The organism is Streptomyces sp. NRRL B-3229 (assembly GCF_000719505.1).
GTDB lineage: Bacteria > Actinomycetota > Actinomycetes > Streptomycetales > Streptomycetaceae > Streptomyces > Streptomyces griseorubiginosus.
The window spans coordinates 243,233-258,360 of record NZ_JOGP01000011.1; the positions used below are offsets into that span (position 1 = coordinate 243,233).

General features: G+C 72.8%; 11 protein-coding genes. 1 reads left to right on the plus strand and 10 read right to left on the minus strand.

Annotated elements, in window-relative coordinates; all coding sequences use genetic code 11:
* Positions 1-9: 9 nt before the first annotated feature.
* The 5 genes from IF54_RS41295 to IF54_RS0120215 form a co-directional block, all read right to left on the minus strand.
* Positions 10-234 (minus strand): hypothetical protein, encoded by a 225-nt coding sequence (locus IF54_RS41295; RefSeq protein ID WP_078852045.1) that lies wholly within the window; start codon positions 232-234, stop codon positions 10-12.
* A 103-nt stretch (positions 235-337) separates the two neighbouring features.
* Positions 338-664, minus strand: a complete 327-nt coding sequence (locus IF54_RS0120205; protein ID WP_030320582.1) for a hypothetical protein — start codon at positions 662-664, stop codon at positions 338-340.
* On the minus strand, positions 661-1,029 hold the full coding sequence (locus tag IF54_RS0120210; protein ID WP_028809468.1) for a WhiB family transcriptional regulator: 369 nt from the start codon (positions 1,027-1,029) through the stop codon (positions 661-663). The genes IF54_RS0120205 and IF54_RS0120210 overlap by 4 nt, the downstream gene beginning before the upstream one ends.
* 174 nt (positions 1,030-1,203) lie before the next feature.
* Positions 1,204-1,527 (minus strand): hypothetical protein, encoded by a 324-nt coding sequence (locus tag IF54_RS41300; protein WP_078852046.1) that lies wholly within the window; start codon positions 1,525-1,527, stop codon positions 1,204-1,206.
* 169 nt (positions 1,528-1,696) lie between these two features.
* The gene (locus tag IF54_RS0120215) at positions 1,697-3,892 is read right to left on the minus strand and encodes an ATP-dependent DNA helicase UvrD2 (RefSeq protein WP_199821227.1); all 2,196 of its coding nucleotides are present in this window, start codon (positions 3,890-3,892) and stop codon (positions 1,697-1,699) included.
* A gap of 184 nt (positions 3,893-4,076) precedes the next feature.
* Here IF54_RS0120215 and IF54_RS0120220 point away from each other — a divergent pair, with 184 nt between their 5' ends.
* Positions 4,077-4,319: a mycoredoxin gene (locus tag IF54_RS0120220; RefSeq protein ID WP_020136719.1), complete on the plus strand. Its 243-nt coding sequence runs from the start codon at positions 4,077-4,079 to the stop codon at positions 4,317-4,319.
* A gap of 347 nt (positions 4,320-4,666) precedes the next feature.
* On the opposite strand, the gene nudC is transcribed toward IF54_RS0120220, so the two are convergent.
* From nudC to IF54_RS0120245, 5 genes are all read right to left on the minus strand, one after another.
* Complete coding sequence (nudC, locus tag IF54_RS0120225) at positions 4,667-5,611, minus strand: NAD(+) diphosphatase (RefSeq protein ID WP_030320585.1); 945 nt, start codon at positions 5,609-5,611, stop codon at positions 4,667-4,669.
* Positions 5,612-5,701: 90 nt separating this feature from the next.
* Entirely contained in the window at positions 5,702-7,111 is a 1,410-nt protein-coding gene (locus IF54_RS0120230; RefSeq protein WP_078852047.1) for a dipeptidase, read from the minus strand.
* 4 nt (positions 7,112-7,115) lie between these two features.
* On the minus strand, positions 7,116-10,721 hold the full coding sequence (locus tag IF54_RS0120235; RefSeq protein WP_030320588.1) for an ATP-dependent DNA helicase: 3,606 nt from the start codon (positions 10,719-10,721) through the stop codon (positions 7,116-7,118).
* Between the two features lie 109 nt (positions 10,722-10,830).
* The gene (locus IF54_RS0120240) at positions 10,831-14,304 is read right to left on the minus strand and encodes an ATP-dependent helicase (RefSeq protein WP_078852048.1); all 3,474 of its coding nucleotides are present in this window, start codon (positions 14,302-14,304) and stop codon (positions 10,831-10,833) included.
* Positions 14,305-14,570: 266 nt separating this feature from the next.
* Positions 14,571-14,957 (minus strand): MGMT family protein, encoded by a 387-nt coding sequence (locus IF54_RS0120245; protein WP_030320590.1) that lies wholly within the window; start codon positions 14,955-14,957, stop codon positions 14,571-14,573.
* Between the last annotated feature and the right edge of the window lie 171 nt (positions 14,958-15,128).

Sequence of the window (15,128 nt, forward strand, 5' to 3'; positions counted from 1 at the left end):
GCCGAGGGTCTACCACCAAGCCGAGTCGAGCCGCCCCTCGATCGCCCTGAGGTGCTCCCGGGAGCAGGTGTCACAGACGTACTGACGGACGCCGTTCTCCACAGAGAGGGTCCAGGTGGGCTCGGGTCCCCCGGCCCGTTTTCCGCAGCGGGCGCACACGAGAGGCCGCGCCTCCGCCTCGGCGTCCCTGTGCGGGAAACCGCCGTCGTCGCTGTCTCCGGAGGGAGTCGTCACGCGCCGACGATAACGCCGGGCCGACCCGTTCGGCGCGCGGAACGCACCGCGGGGGCCGGTCCGTTCCGACGGACCGACCCCCGCGGGGAACTACCGGGTCGTGTTACTGCATGACGGCCATGGCGAGCGCGCGACGGGCGCGCAGCGAGGCGCGCTCCGCCCGGCGCTGCATCCGGCGAGCGGTCGCGAGGCGGATGGCCCTGCGTTCCTGCTCGGCCTCGTGCAGCCGGTCGTGCATATGCGCACGAGCCAGGGCTTCTGGGATGAGTTGCATCTCTCGGGTCCTGTTCTGACGCGAGTCGATCGCGCCGGTGGTGGTGAAGTCTGGGATCGCGGAGCCTGCGGGCTCGCTGGTGGACGGCTTCATCGGGGCCTGCTTCTGGGGGTCGTTCGTGAGGGGGCGGTCGATCGTTCCTGCGATGGTGTTCATGCCGTGACCGGGTTCTTGCGCGGGCGACCACGGGGCCGCTTCCGGGCTACGACGACACCCTGGACGAACAGCTCGCCACCCCAGACGCCCCAGGGCTCACGCCGCTCCTTGGCGCCGGCGAGGCAGGCCTCCATCAGCGGGCAGGTACGGCAGAGGGACTTGGCGTACTCGACGTCGGCCGGCGACTCGGCGAAGAAGACCTCCGGGTCGTAGGAACGGCAGGGGACGGGTACGCCGAGGTTCTCGATGGCGTCGTCGAGCGCGGTGAGCGCAGTGAGGGGGATCAAGGTGGAGTCCTCCGTGGAACCGGGCGGGGGGAGCGTTGCGGAAGGCGGTACGGACGGGGCGTGCGCTTCGAGTTGCACGGTTCGTCTTCCTCGTCTGGTCGGTCCGGCCCTGTAGGACCGGTTGTCGGCTTGGTACCGGGTTCTTTTCTTGTCCCGAGGCCCCTTCGCTCCGCTCTCCCCGTTCGGGGAAAACAGAAGGGCCGCGGATCCCGGATGGGGTTCCGCGGCCCTGAAGGCGCCGGCCTGAGTCGATCAGGCTGGATCACTCCAGGGTTCTGGCCCACGGAAGGCCCACATCTGGTGGTGCTGCGTCGTCAGCTTCCGGAATCCGGCACCGGCAGCCGCAAAGGCATAGGCGTGCGCCTGTGCCACTACTGCTTCCAGTGCCTTGCTCGGTCGCTCATTGCGCTCACGGACGGGAAGGACCGCGAGAGACAGGGAGGACGCCGGACGCACGGCAGAGATGCCGGACAGACCAGTGCCCAGGTTCGAAACGCCGAGCATGCACGTGGAGACGACCGAGCGATCGGTCATTTTGGCGGTGCTGATGGCCTTGGTGCTGTTGATGCTGATCACTTCAATCGCCTCCTCTCGGCGTCTAGGGGGACCGCGGCGCGAGCCACTGTCCGACGGATATGCAAGTAGAGCACGGAATCGGGGCCTCCGAGAAGGCCTCCGTCCCCGTGGCTAAGAACCTATGGGGATTCCCGGGGCATGCGCAAACTATTTTTTCGACGAGTTGGGATCAGTCCTCGTCTTCTTCCTGCGTAACCTCCTGGCCTGCGCAGATGGCCAGGACATCGGCTCCGTAACGGTTGAGCTTGCGCATGCCGACGCCCGGGATCCGGGTCAGTTCGTGCTCGTCGTCGGGGACGGCCTCGGCGATCGCCATCAGGGTCTTGTCGGTGAAGACGCAGAACGCGGGCTGTCCGCTGCGCTCCGCCTGCCCGGCCCGCCACGCGCGCAGCCGCTCGTAGAGCCCCTCGTCCATGTCGGAGGGACAGTCCTCGCAACGCATCAGCTTCATCTCGCCCGCGTCGGTGAGCGTGCGCCCGCAGACCCGGCAGCGCGCCGGGGTGCGCCGGGTGCGTCTCGGGACCTCGCCCGCGGGGCTCGTGAAGCCACGCTCCACACCGCCGGGACCGCCCGCGGCGGCCCGCCCCGCGGTGGCGGTGGAGCCGGGGCGCAGTCCGTCGAGGAAGCGGCTGGGGCGGCGGTTGGGGCGGCCGCCGGGCGAGCGGGAGAGCGACCAGGAGACATGGAGGCGCTCGCGGGCGCGGGTGACGCCGACATAGAGGAGCCGGCGCTCCTCCTCGATCTGCTCGTCGGTCTTGGCGTAGGTGATCGGCATCATGCCCTCGGCGACCCCGACCAGGAAGACGGCGTCCCACTCCAGGCCCTTCGCGGAGTGCAGGGACGCCAGGGTGACGCCCTCGACGGTCGGTGCGTGCTGGGCGCCGGCCCGCTCGTCGAGTTCGGCCACGAGGTCGTTCAGCGTGGCCCCGGGGCGGGCGGCCGCGAAGTCCTGCGCGAGGTTCACCAGGGCGGCCAGCGACTCCCAGCGCTCTCTGACGGCACCGGACCCGGCCGGCGGTTCACTGGTCCAGCCCTCGCCCGACAGCACGGCGCGAACCTGGGAGGGCAGGTCGACGGCGTCGTCCAGCCGGGCGTCGTTGCCGCCGAAGCGGGCGGCGCCGCGGAGGTTGACGATGGCCCTGCGGACCTCGGGCCGGTCGAAGAACCGCTCGGCGCCGCGCAGCTGGTAGGGCACTCCGGCGTCGGCGAGGGCCTGCTCATAGGTCTCGGACTGGGAGTTGGTGCGGAACAGGATGGCGATCTCGCTGGCCCGCACGCCGGCGTCCATGAGATCCCGGATGCGCCGGGCGGCGCCCTCGGCCTCGGCGGGCTCGTCGGTGTACTCGGTGTAGACGGGCTCGGGGCCGGAGCGGCGCTGGGAGATCAGTTCCAGCCGGTGGTCGGCGGCGCGGCCGCGGGCCTGGGCGAGCAGGCCGTTGGCGAGATGGACGACCTGGGGGGTGGAGCGGTAGTCACGGACCAGCTTGACGACGGTGGCCCCGGGGTGACGGGTGCGGAAGTCGAGCAGATGGTCGGGAGTTGCTCCTGTGAAGGAGTAGATCGTCTGGCTGGCGTCACCGACCACGCACAGGCTGTCCCGCTGCCCGAGCCACAGCTCCAGCAGACGCTGCTGGAGGGGGCTGACGTCCTGGTACTCGTCGACGACGAAGTGCTGGTACTGCGAACGGACCTGGTCGGCGATGTCGTGCCGGTCCTGGAGGATGGCGACGGTCAGCAGCAGCACATCCTCGAAGTCGATGACGGCCCGCTCGCGCTTGACGTCCTCGTAGGCGGCGTAGAGCTGGGCGATCTCGGCCGCGGCGCGGGGTGTCTCACGTCCGGCCTTCGCGGCTGCGAGGGCGTAGTCGGAGGGCACGGTCTGGGTGACCTTGGACCACTCGATCTCGCCGGTGACGTCCCGCAGCTCGCCCCGGTCGAGGCGGATGCGGCACGCGGCGGCCGCGTCGGCGACGAGCTGGATCTTGCGATCGACGAGCCGGGGCATGGACCCGCCGACGGCTTTCGGCCAGAAGTACTGGAGCTGGCGCAGGGCGGCCGAGTGGAACGTACGCGCCTGTACGCCCGCCGCGCCGAGCTGGCGCAGTCGCCCGCGCATCTCCCCGGCGGCGCGGTTGGTGAAGGTGACGGCGAGCACGCTGGAGGGCTGGAGGATCCCGGCCCGCACCCCGTAGGCGATGCGGTGGGTGATGGCCCGGGTCTTGCCGGTACCGGCACCCGCCAGCACGCACACCGGCCCGTGCAGGGAGGTGGCGACCTCGCGCTGCTCCGGGTCGAGCCCTTCGAGCACGGCGTCGGCCGAGTCCGGTGTGCGCGGGAAGAGCGTGGAATGCGTTGCTGCTGTCACACCGCCATGCTGCCAGGTCGGCGGAGACGGGTGAGCCGGTTGTCCACAGGCAGGTAGTCGCGGTCGTACTAATGCGGCAGGCGTCACCGGGCCGGGAACCCCGGCATCGGGAATGGCGCCCCGCTCGCATACGTTCCCTCTTCGGACGACCTCATCCCCGAGCCCCCGAAGGAGCGCGCGAGACATGCAGGGCACTGTGACGATGTACAGCACCACCTGGTGCGGTTACTGCCAGCGGCTGAAGAAGCAGATGGACCGCGAGGGCATCGCGTACACCGAGATCAACATCGAGCAGGACCCGGCGTCCGCGGCGTTCGTGGAGAAGGCGAACGGCGGCAACCAGACGGTTCCGACGGTCCTGTTCGGAGACGGCTCGACGCTGACGAACCCGTCGCTGGCGCAGGTCAAGCAGAAGATCGGCGCGTAACGCTCCGCGGGGTGCGGGCGGTTCCTGGGGCGACTCAGGGGCCGCCTTCTTCTGGTTTGCCCTACACCCGGTTTGTCCTGCACCTCCGTGTACCGCCACGGCAGCCCGCGGCGGCAGCGACAGCCGGGCCGGAGTCGGCGGGCGGCTCTGCGGACCTCGCCCAGTGCATGGCCGGGTCCTCCACCGGCATACCGGCCGGCGCGCGCCTGCTGCCCCGCACCCGCCTGAGCAGCAAGCTCACCGGCAGGCCGCAGCCGCTGATCACCCGGTCCGGCGCGGTCCTGCCGCACGTCCGTCGGCTTGCGCGCGAGCAGCCCGTCCCCGCACCCCACGTCCAGCGCCTCGGGTCAGACGAAGCTCCTCGTGGGCAGCGGCTTGCCGTACCAGAGCTCGATCAGGCGGGCCGCGATCGAGATGCCGTACGGCGGGAGGACCTCACCCGACTCGAAGGCGGCCTGGAGTTCGTCGCGGGAGAACCAGCGCGCCTCGTGGATCTCGTCTCCGTCGACATTGATGTCGGTGGAGGTGGCCCGGGCCATGAAGCCGAGCATGAGGCTGGACGGGAACGGCCAGGGCTGACTGGCGACGTACTCGACCGGGCCGACGGTGATCCCGGCCTCCTCGAAGACCTCCCGGCGCACCGACTGCTCGATGGACTCGCCCGGCTCGACGAACCCGGCCAGCGTCGAGAAGCGGCCTTCCGGCCAGTGCACCTGGCGGCCGAGCAGGATGCGGTCCTGGTCGTCGGTGACGGCCATGATCACGGCCGGGTCGGTGCGCGGGTAGTGCTCGGCACCGCAGGCGGGGCAGCGGCGGATGTGGCCGGCCGCGGCGATGACGGTGCGCTCGCCGCAGCGGGAGCAGAAGCGGTGGGTGCGCTGCCAGTTCTCCAGCCCGACCGCGTGCACCATGAGGCCCGCCTCGCGCGCGGACAGCAGCAGACCCGCCTCACGCAGGCCCGCGGGGCGCGCGGACTGGTCGATCCGCCCGGGCAGGGCGTCCTTCTGGAGGGCGAAGTAGCGCACGCCCTCGTCGTCGATGCCGAGGAAGTAACGGTGCGCCTCGGTGAGCGGGGCCTCGAAGGCCGGGGTCATGACGAGTTCGGTACGGCCGTCCGGCGTCTCGTCTATGAGGACCTGGCCGCCGGAGACCACGAAGCAGCGGGTCGTGGGGTGGCTCCACGCCGCCGCGAGCCAGGCCTCGTCGAGCCGGTGGTGCGCGGCGCGGTCGATGCCGCTGGGGGCGGTGAGTGAGACGGGACGGTCGGCGGTGTGGTCGGTCCAGGTGGTCACGGGTGCTTCCAACTCCCCCGGTGCAGCGGATTGTTTCGGCGGACGGTTCGGAGGGACGTACGACGCGGGACGCTCAGGGCGCGAGGACGCTCAGGGCGCATGGCTGAAGTGCTCGCCGAGATCACCCCACAGGTAGGCGGAGGTCTCGACGCCCTTGAGGAGGAGGTCGAGCTCGACCTTCTCGTTCGGCGCGTGCCAGCCGTCGGAGGGGACGGAGATGCCGAGGAACAGCACAGGTGCGCCGAGGACTTCCTGAAGGTCGGCGGCGGGGCCGGAGCCGCCCTCGCGGGTGAAGCGGATCGGCCGGCCGAAGGCGCGGCCCATGGCCCTGACGACGGACTGGAGGGCCGGGTGGTCCAGCGGGGTGAGGCACGGGCGCGTGGCGGCGCCGAAGGTGATCTCCTGGCGGATCCCGGCGGGCACCTGCGCGGCGGCCCAGTCGCGGACGGCCTTCTCGATGTGGTCGGGGTCCTGTCCTGCGACCAGCCGGAACGAGAGCTTGACCATGGCGGAGGACGGGACGACCGTCTTGCTGCCGGGGCCCTGGTAGCCGCCGCCGATGCCGTTGACCTCGGCGGTGGGGCGGGCCCAGACGCGCTCCAGGGTGGTGTGTCCGGCCTCGCCCAGGGTGGCGTACGACTTCGCGGTGCGCAGCCACCGCTCCTCGTCGAAGGGCAGCTCGGCGAAGAGCTCCCGCTCACGGTCGGTGAGTTCGACGACGCCGTCGTAGAAGCCGGGGATCGCCACCCGCGCGTGCTCGTCGTGCAGGGCGGCGACGAGGCGGGCCACGGCGGTGGCCGGGTTGGGGACGGCACCGCCGAAGGAGCCGGAGTGGATGTCCTGGTCGGGGCCGTGCAGGACGATCTCGCACTCGGCGAGGCCGCGCATGCCCGTGCAGACCGTGGGGGTGTGCTCGCCCCACATGCCGGTGTCGGAGACGATCACGGCGTCGGCGGCGAGCCGCTGCTCGTGTTCCTCGACGAGGGCGCGGAAGTGCGGGGATCCGGACTCCTCCTCGCCCTCGATCAGCAGCTTGAGGTGCACCGCCGGGGCGGTGCGGCCGGTGGCCGCGAGGTGGGCGCGGACGCCGAGGGTGTGGAAGAAGACCTGGCCCTTGTCGTCGGCGGCCCCGCGCGCGTAGAGCCGGTCGTCCCGGACGACCGGCTCGAAGGGGTCGCTGTCCCAGCCGTCCTCGCGGGCGGCGGGCTGGACGTCGTGGTGGCCGTAGACCAGGACCGTGGGCGCCCCGGGGTCCTCCGCCGGCCACTCGGCGAAGACGGCGGGCGCGCCGGGCGTCTCCCACACCTCGGCCGTGGGGAAGCCGGTCTCCCTGAGCTTGGCGGCGAGCCAGTCGGCGCTGCGGCGTACATCGGGTCCGTGGTCGGGCTGGGCCGAGACGGACGGGATGCGCAGCCATTCGGCGAGGTCGTCGAGGAAGGCGGCGCGGTGCTGCTGGATGTACGAACGGACGGCGCTGTCCGGGGTCGGGCTCATGGTCATGAGCCTATCGGCCCGCACCGACATCCTCGTTGGGCGGTTCCTCACAGTTTGCTTGCGCGGAACCGTCCGGTTCATGGGTCAGGAGCCGTTCCAGGGCGGTACGGCCCGGCAGGTTCCTGGGCCGTACGACCTCGCCGGTGCGGACGTACAGGAAGGCCGCCGTGACCGATTCCACAGGCACTCCCTGCCGCTCGGCCCAGGCCAGCCGGTACACGGCGAGCTGGAGCGGGTCGGCGGTGCGGGTGCGGCTGGTCTTCCAGTCGACGATCTCGTACGTCGTCGTCTCCCCGTCGGTCTGCCGGTAGACGGCGTCGATACGGCCCCGGACCACCCGTCCGGCGATGGCGAGCTGGAAGGGCGTCTCGACGCGGTAGGGGGTGCGGTGGGCGTACTCGCTGCGCTCGAAGGCGTCCTTGAGGGCTTCCAGGTCGCGCTCGTCGGCGATCTCGGCGTCGCTGCCGGGGAGGTCGTCCGGTTCCAGCATGGGCAGGGTGAGCGCTTCGAAGCGGGCCTCGACCCAGGCGTGGAAGCGGGTGCCTTGACGTGCGGCGGGTTGCGGCGGGCGCGGCATGGGGCGCGCGAGTTCCTGCGCGAGCCCGTCCGGGTCGGCGGCCAGGCGCAGCACCTGGGACGCGGTGAGCGACGCGGGCAGGGGTACGTCGGTCACGGCAGCCCGCGCGCGCAGGAGCTCGCCGGTGAGCGCGTCGAGGTCGCGGTCCCAGGAGGCGATGGTGCGGGCTTCCTCGGGGGTGAGCGACTCCCGTTCCCGCGGGTGTGGGCGTGCCGGCGCGCCGAGTGCTTCCGGGGCGGCCCGGTGCCCGGCCGGGTGCGTCTCCGGGGCCGTGGGCCGGTGCGGGGCCGGGGGTGCTTCTGCTTCCGGGGCCGTGGCCTGGTGCGGGACGGCCGGGCGCTCCGTGCTCCAGGCGTCCCAGTCGGACGGGCTGCCCTGCTCGATGACGTCGCCGTAGGGCGCCTCATCGTCGTAGGGCGCCCCGTCGTCCTCGTAGGGCGCCTCGTCGTCGTCCGGCGGCGGGGGCCAGTCCGGGTCGTCGTAGGTGTCCGGGTCGTGTACGGCTGCGGGGTGCGGGTCCGTGTGGTCGCCGAGCCCGGCGAGGTCCTCCAGGTGGTCCAGGACCGTCTGCGCGGCCGCCCGGCGGCGGGCCAGGGCCTTGTCGTCCAGGGGCAGGGGCCAGACCTGGTCCTCGGTCCGGCTGTGCAGCGCCGGGTTCTCCTCGTCCTCCTGGGGCTCGTCGGCCCATGCCTCGATCTCGCCGTGGCCGGCCGCGCAGTGGTCGTGCAGGTCCTGGAGGAAGTCCGACGGTCCCCTCGGCTTCTTCTGCGTCGGCCCCCACCAGTGGCCGGAGCCGAGGAGCAGGGAGCGGGGGCGGGTGAAGGTGACGTAGCCGAGGCGGAGTTCCTCGGTGTGCTGGTGGTCCTTCATGGCCTCGTGGAAGGCCTTCATGCCGCGTGAGTCCCAGGAGGCGATGTCGGGCAGGGTCTCGGCGTCGCCGCGCAGGGCGTGCGGCAGGACCTTGCTCTGCGCGGTCCACTTCTCGCGGCCCTTGGCGCTCGGGAAGGTGTCGGTGACCAGCCCGGGGACGGCGACGACATCCCACTCCAGGCCCTTGGACTTGTGCGCGGTGAGCACCTTGACGGTGTTCTCGCCGCCCGGCAGGGCGTTGTCGAGACCCTTCTCGTACTGGGCGGCGGTGCGCAGGAAGCCGAGGAAGGCGAGCAGGGTCGCCTCCTGGTCACCGGCCGCGAAGGAGGCGGCGACGTCGAGGAAGTTGGACAGGGTCTCGCGGCGGCGGGCGGCCAGCGCGTGCGGGGACGCCGACAGTTCGACCTCCAGGCCGGTGACGGCGAGGACGCGGTGCAGGACGTCCATGAGGGGGTCGGCCAGGGAGCGGCGCAGGTCGCGCAGTTCGGCGGCGAGGCGGGCGAACCGCACGCGCGCGTCCGGCGAGAAGGGCAGCCCGTCGTCGTCCTCGTCGCTGTGGAGGGGCGTCTCCAGGAAGGTCTCCAGGGCGTCGGCGAGCGATATCACCTCGGCCGGGTCGACCCCCTCGACGGCCTCGGCGAGCCGGCGGTCGGGATCGTCGTCGGCGTCCACGCGCGCGTAGGACACCAGTCGGCGGGCCCGCCGCCCGAGGAGGGCCAGGTCGCGCGGGCCGATACGCCAGCGCGGGCCGGTCAGCAGCCGGACCAGGGCGGCGTTGGCGCCGGGGTCCTGGAGGACCTCGCAGACGGCGACGAGGTCGGCGACCTCGGGCAGGTGCAGCAGGCCGGACAGGCCCACCACCTCCACCGGCACGTCCCGTTCGACCAGGGCGCCCTGGATCTCGGCGAAGTCGGTCGCGGTGCGGCACAGGACGGCGATCTCACCGGGCTCCTTGCCGGTCCGTACGAGATGGGCGATCGAGTCGGCGAGCCAGTCGATCTCCTCCGCGTGGGTGGGCAGGAGGGCGCAGCGCACCACGCCGTCGCGTTCGGCGCCGGGGGCCGGGCGGAGGGCCTCCACGCCCGCGTGCATGGCGCGCAGGGGCTCGGCGAGGCCGTTGGCCAGGTCGAGGAGACGGCCGCCGCTGCGGCGGTTCTCGCTGAGCGCCTGACGGGTGGCGGGCCGGCCGTCGGGGTGGGCGAAGTGCTCGGGGAAGTCGTCGAGGTTGGCGACGGAGGCACCGCGCCAGCCGTAGATGGCCTGGCAGGGGTCGCCGACGGCGGTGACCGGGTGCCCGGTGCCACCGCCGAACAGGCCCGCCAGCAGGACGCGTTGGGCGACCGAGGTGTCCTGGTACTCGTCGAGGAGCACCACCTTGAACTCCTCGCGCAAGGTGTGGCCCACCTCCGGGACTCCCGCGAGACGTGCGGACAGGGCGATCTGGTCGCCGAAGTCCAGCAGGTCGCGTTCGCGTTTGGCGGCGCGGTAGCGGACGACCAGGTCGGCGAGTTCGCGGCGGGCGGCGGCCGCCTCGGGGACCTTGCGCAGGGTGTCGTTGGTGAGCTTGGCGCCCTGGAGGGTCAGCAGCAGCTCGGCGTCGTAGGCCCGCAACCGCTCGGGGCGGACGAGGTGCTCGGAGAGTTCGGCGTCGAGGGCGAGGAGGTCGCTGACCAGGTCGGCGAAGGAGCGGGTCAGGGCCGGGTAGGGGCCGGGGGCCTCGCGCAGCACCCGCGCGGCCAGCTGGTAGCGGGTGGCGTCGGCGAGCAGCCGGGAGGTCGGCTCCAGGCCGATGCGCAGGCCGTGGTCGGTCAGCAGGCGGCCCGCGAAGGCGTGGTAGGTGGAGATCACGGGCTCGCCCGGCGGGTTGTCCGGGTCGATGACGTCGGGGTCGGTGACGCCCGCCCTGACGAGTGCCTTGCGGACGCGCTCGGCGAGTTCTCCGGCGGCCTTGTTGGTGAAGGTGAGGCCGAGTACCTGTTCGGGGGCGACCTGGCCGGTGCCGACCAGCCAGACCACGCGGGCCGCCATGACCGTCGTCTTGCCGGAGCCGGCACCGGCCACGATCACCTGCGGGGCGGGGGGCGCGGTGATGCAGGCCGTCTGCTCCGGGGTGAACGGGATGCCGAGGAGCTCCTTGAGCTGATCGGGATCGGTGATACGGGCGGCCATGTCGGAGAGGCTAGCGGCGCGCACTGACAACGGAGGACGAATCGCCCCCGGGTCCGGACGAAACGCAGGTCAGCACGTGGGGTGCGACTGATCACACCGACCGCGCCGCTCACTCCACGACGTGCCGTCCCTCCGGCTGCGCGCTGCACGAGGCCCGGAACGCGCAGTGGGAGCAGTGCTGTCCCGCGCTCGGCGTGAACCGTTCGTCGAGGACCTTGCCGGCGGCCGTGGCGAGCAGGTCGCCGACCCACTCCCCCTCCAGCGGTTCCTGGGCCTGCACCTTGGGCAAGGTCTCGCCGCCGTCGCGCTTGGGGGCGCCCTGGCGCAGCTGGACGAGTTCGGCGCCGCCCGGTTCGGGCCGTACGCCGTCGAAGGCCTCGTCCACGGCACCCTCGCGCACGGCGAGCTGGTAGACGGCGAGCTGGGGGTGGCGTTCCACGTCGGCCGAACTCACCGGCTGCTTGCCGGTCTTGAAGTCGACGACGTACGCGCGTCCCTCGCCGTCGGCCTCCACGCGGTCCATCTGGCCGCGGATGCGCACCTCGACCTCGCCCGCCTCCAGGGTGACGTCGAAGTCGTGCTCGCTGGCCACCGGGGTGCGGCCGGTGCGGACGCCGTTGGAATCGACGTGCCACTTCAGGAAGCGTTCGAGCGCCACGCGCGCGTGCTCCTTCTCCTGCGCCGACTTCCAGGGCGCGTCGAAGGCGAGGGCGTTCCACACGGAGTCGAGGCGCTCCATGAGGACGTCGAGGTCGGCGGGGGTGCGTCCGGAGGCGACCTCGTCGGCGAGGACGTGCACGACGTTGCCGAAGCCCTGGGCGACGGTCGCGGGCGCGTCGGCCTTCACCTCGCGGCCCAGGAACCACTGGAGGGCGCAGGTGTTGGCGAGCTGGTCCAGCGCGCTGCCGGAGAGGACGACGGGCTGGTCGCGGTTGCGCAGCGGCACCTTGGACTCGGTCGGCTCGAACATGCCCCACCAGCGGTACGGATGGGCCGAGGGGACGAGCGGGCGGCCGTCGTCGTCGGCGAGGGCGGCGAGCCGGGCCAGGCGGAGCGCGGCGGCCTCCCTGAGGGTGTCCGAGACCCGCGGGTCGACGGTCGTGGCGCGGAGTTCGGCGACGAGCGCGGAGACCGACAGGGGGCGGCGGGGGCGGCCGGTGACGTCCTTGGGTTCGACTCCGAGCTCGGTCAGGAAGCGGGAGGGCTGGTCGCCGTCGTCGGCCGGTGCCTTCACCGCGGTGACGACCAGCCGCTCACGCGCGCGCGTGGCGGCGACGTAGAACAGGCGGCGCTCCTCGGCGAGCAGGGCTCCCGGGGTGAGCGGTTCGGCGAGTCCGTCGCGGCCGATGCGGTCGGCCTCCAGGAGGGAGCCGCGGCGGCGCAGGTCGGGCCACAGGCCCTCCTGGACGCCCGCGACGACGACCAGGCGCCACTGAAGGCCCTTGGAGCGGTGCGCGGTCATCAGGCGCACGGCGTCGGGGCGTACGGCGCGCCGGGTGAGGGTGTCGGCGGCGATGTCCTCGGCGTCGATCTCCTCCAGGAAGTTCAGCGCGCCCCGGCCTCCGGTGCGCTCCTCCGCGCGCGCGGCCGTCGCGAACAGGGCGCACACGGCGTCGAGATCACGGTCGGCGTTGCGGCCCGCCGCGCCGCCGCGCCGGGCCGCCCGCTCCAGCCGGCCGGGCCACGGAGTGCCGTCCCACAGGTCCCACAGCGCCTCCTCGGCACTGCCGCCGCCCGCCAGGCGCGCCCGGGCCTTCCCGAGCAGCGCGCCGAGCCGCTGCGCCCCGCGCGCGTACGCGGGGTCGTGCGCGGCCAGCCGCTCGGGCTCGGCGAGAGCGCGCGCGAGCAGTTCGTCCGAGGGCGGCGGAAGGGCGTTCCCGCCGGCCCGCTCCTCGTCCCGCAGGGCCCGCCCGAGGCGACGCAGGTCGGCGGCGTCCATCCCGGCGAGAGGCGAGGCGAGGAGGGTGAGGGCGGTCTCGGTGTCGAGCCAGGAGGTGACGGATGCCGGGGCCTCGGCGCCACCTTGCTCATCGGAGGCGCCCGCTTCCTCGGTGACACCTTGCTCATCGGAGGCGCCGGCGTCCTCCGCGGCGCCTTGTTCGTCGGAGGCGTCCTCGGAAGCGCCTTGCTCATCGAAGGAGCCGGCGTCCTCAGGCGTTGTCTCCTCGTGCCGTGCGACGCTCCCCTCGGCCTCCGCCGTGGCCACCGCCCGAAGAGCCGTCAACAGCGGTGCCACCGCCGGTTCGTGCCGCAGCGCTAGGTCGTCGCCGTCGATGTCGAGCGGCACCCCGGCGGCGGTGAGAGCGCGCCGGACCGTCGGGATCGTGCGGGAGCCCGCGCGGACCAGCACCGCCATCTCGCCCCAGGGAACGCCGTCCTCCAGGTGCGCGCGGCGCAGGATGTCCGCGATGTTGTCCAGTTCGGTGCCCGGGGTCGGATAGGTGAAGACCTCGACGCGACCGCCGTCGCGGACGGGGGTGAGCTCCCGGTGGGCGCGGACCTTCTCCGCCGGCAGGCGGGTCAGCGGCATGCGCTGGGTCACCAGCCGGGTCGCGGCCAGCAGGGCGGCGCCGGAGCGGCGGGAGGTGCGCAGGACCTCCACGGGGGCCGGTCGGCCGTCCGCGCGCGGGAAGGCGTACGGGAAGTCGAGGATGCCGTTCACGTCGGCGCCGCGGAAGGCGTAGATCGACTGGTCGGGATCGCCGAAGGCGACGAGGGTGCGGCCGCCGCCGGCAAGGGCGTCGAGCAGCCGTACCTGGGCAGGGTCGGTGTCCTGGTACTCGTCGACGAACACGGCGTCGTACTGGGCGGCGAGCTGCTCGGCGACCTCGGCGCGGCGGGCGAGGAGCACCGCGCGGTGGACCAGTTCGGCGTAGTCGAGGACGCCCTGGAGGTCGAGGACGTCGAGGTACTCGGCGAGGAAGGCGGCCGCGGCCTGCCAGTCGGGGCGGCCGATGCGGCGGGCGAAGGCGTCCAGGGCGCCGGGGCCGAGGCCCAGTTCGCGGCTGCGGGCGAGCACCGCGCGGACCTCGTCGGCGAAGCCGCGGGTGGTCAGGCAGGCGCGCAGTTCGTCCGGCCAGCGCACGTGGGCGAGGCCGAGCCGTTCCAGGTCCGGCTGGCCGGCGAGCAGCTCGCGCACGGTGACGTCCTGTTCGGGACCCGACAGCAGCCGCAGCGGTTCCACGAACAGGTCGCTGTCCTGGTGGGCGCGGACGAGGGCGTAGCAGAACGAGTGGAAGGTGGTCGCCTGCGGGGCGCGGGCCGCTCCGACGCGCAGCGCCATGCGGTCGCGGAGTTCGACGGCCGCCTTGCGGCTGAACGTCAGCACGAGCACGCGCGCGGGGTCCCCTCCGCGGGCGATTCGTGAGGCCACCGACTCGACGAGGGTCGTGGTCTTCCCGGTGCCCGGACCTGCAAGAACGAGCAAAGGCCCGCTTCGGTGCTCAACCACGGCGCGCTGTGCGGCGTCCAGTTCAGGGGGATCCACCCGGGCCGGCGGGGTACGAACCAGTCGGTAAGCGCCACGGGCCCCCTGTCGCACCTGGGCGTGCGACGGGTGCCTGGTGGAGAAGGAGGAGCTCACGTGGTTCGCCGGTCCTGGTGGGTGTGCTGTCGGTCGGCCCGCCGCGCGTGCAGGGCGGTGGACGGGGGGTGAGGGGGACGCGTGCAGCCGACGCTACGCCGACGAGCGGAGCGGAAGCAGGGCTTCCCCTTCTTCCCTCGGACCACTCGCGACACCACGGCCCCGTGCGTCCCTCGCCTCACGAACGTACGCCATGCCTCGGACATGCCCCGATTCCCCCGTGCGGGTCGCGGGGTGTCCCCGGGGCGGCCGGATGGCGGAAGCTGTCAGGTGTGACCCTCCGCGCGTTCGTCGCCGTCCCAGCGCGCCCGTCTCATGTCGAGTCGCGGGAGATGGCCCTCGGCGGCCCTGCTCGCCTCCTTCAGGGGCGTGCCCTCCGCGCGGTAGCGGCCCAGCGCCTCCAGTTCGTGACCGGGCAGCAGCACGCCGTCCGCGCGGACGACACGCCACCACGGCACCGGCGAGCCGTACAGGGCCATGACCCGGCCCACCTGGCGGGGCCCGCCCTCCTCCAGCCACTCGGCGACGTCGCCGTACGTCATGACGCGCCCGGGCGGGATGCGCTCGGCGACGTCGAGGACCCGCTCGGCGTACTCCGGCAGGGTGTCCGCGTACTCCGGGTGGGCGTCCTGAGGAAGGCTCTGCTCGCTCATCCGCCCCATCCTGCCCCACCCCACCGACAATGTGACGGGCTCGCGACGGTGCGTATCCCTCGCCGGAAAGGGCGCTTCGGGCAGACTGTGCGCCCCCGCATGTGCACCCTGACACCCCCGTGTGTCGGTGGGGCATGCCACCATCGTGCGGGCGGTGACTGGTGATACGAG

What these genes read in the sequence shown, in the direction of transcription:
- IF54_RS0120205 (WP_030320582.1), bottom strand. Translation starts at nt 664, where the DNA reads ATGAACACCATCGCAGGAACGATCGACCGCCCCCTCACGAACGACCCC.
- IF54_RS0120220 (WP_020136719.1), top strand. Translation starts at nt 4,077, where the DNA reads ATGCAGGGCACTGTGACGATGTACAGCACCACCTGGTGCGGTTACTGC.
- IF54_RS0120230 (WP_078852047.1), bottom strand. Translation starts at nt 7,111, where the DNA reads ATGACCATGAGCCCGACCCCGGACAGCGCCGTCCGTTCGTACATCCAG.
- IF54_RS0120235 (WP_030320588.1), bottom strand. Translation starts at nt 10,721, where the DNA reads ATGGCCGCCCGTATCACCGATCCCGATCAGCTCAAGGAGCTCCTCGGC.
- IF54_RS0120245 (WP_030320590.1), bottom strand. Translation starts at nt 14,957, where the DNA reads ATGAGCGAGCAGAGCCTTCCTCAGGACGCCCACCCGGAGTACGCGGAC.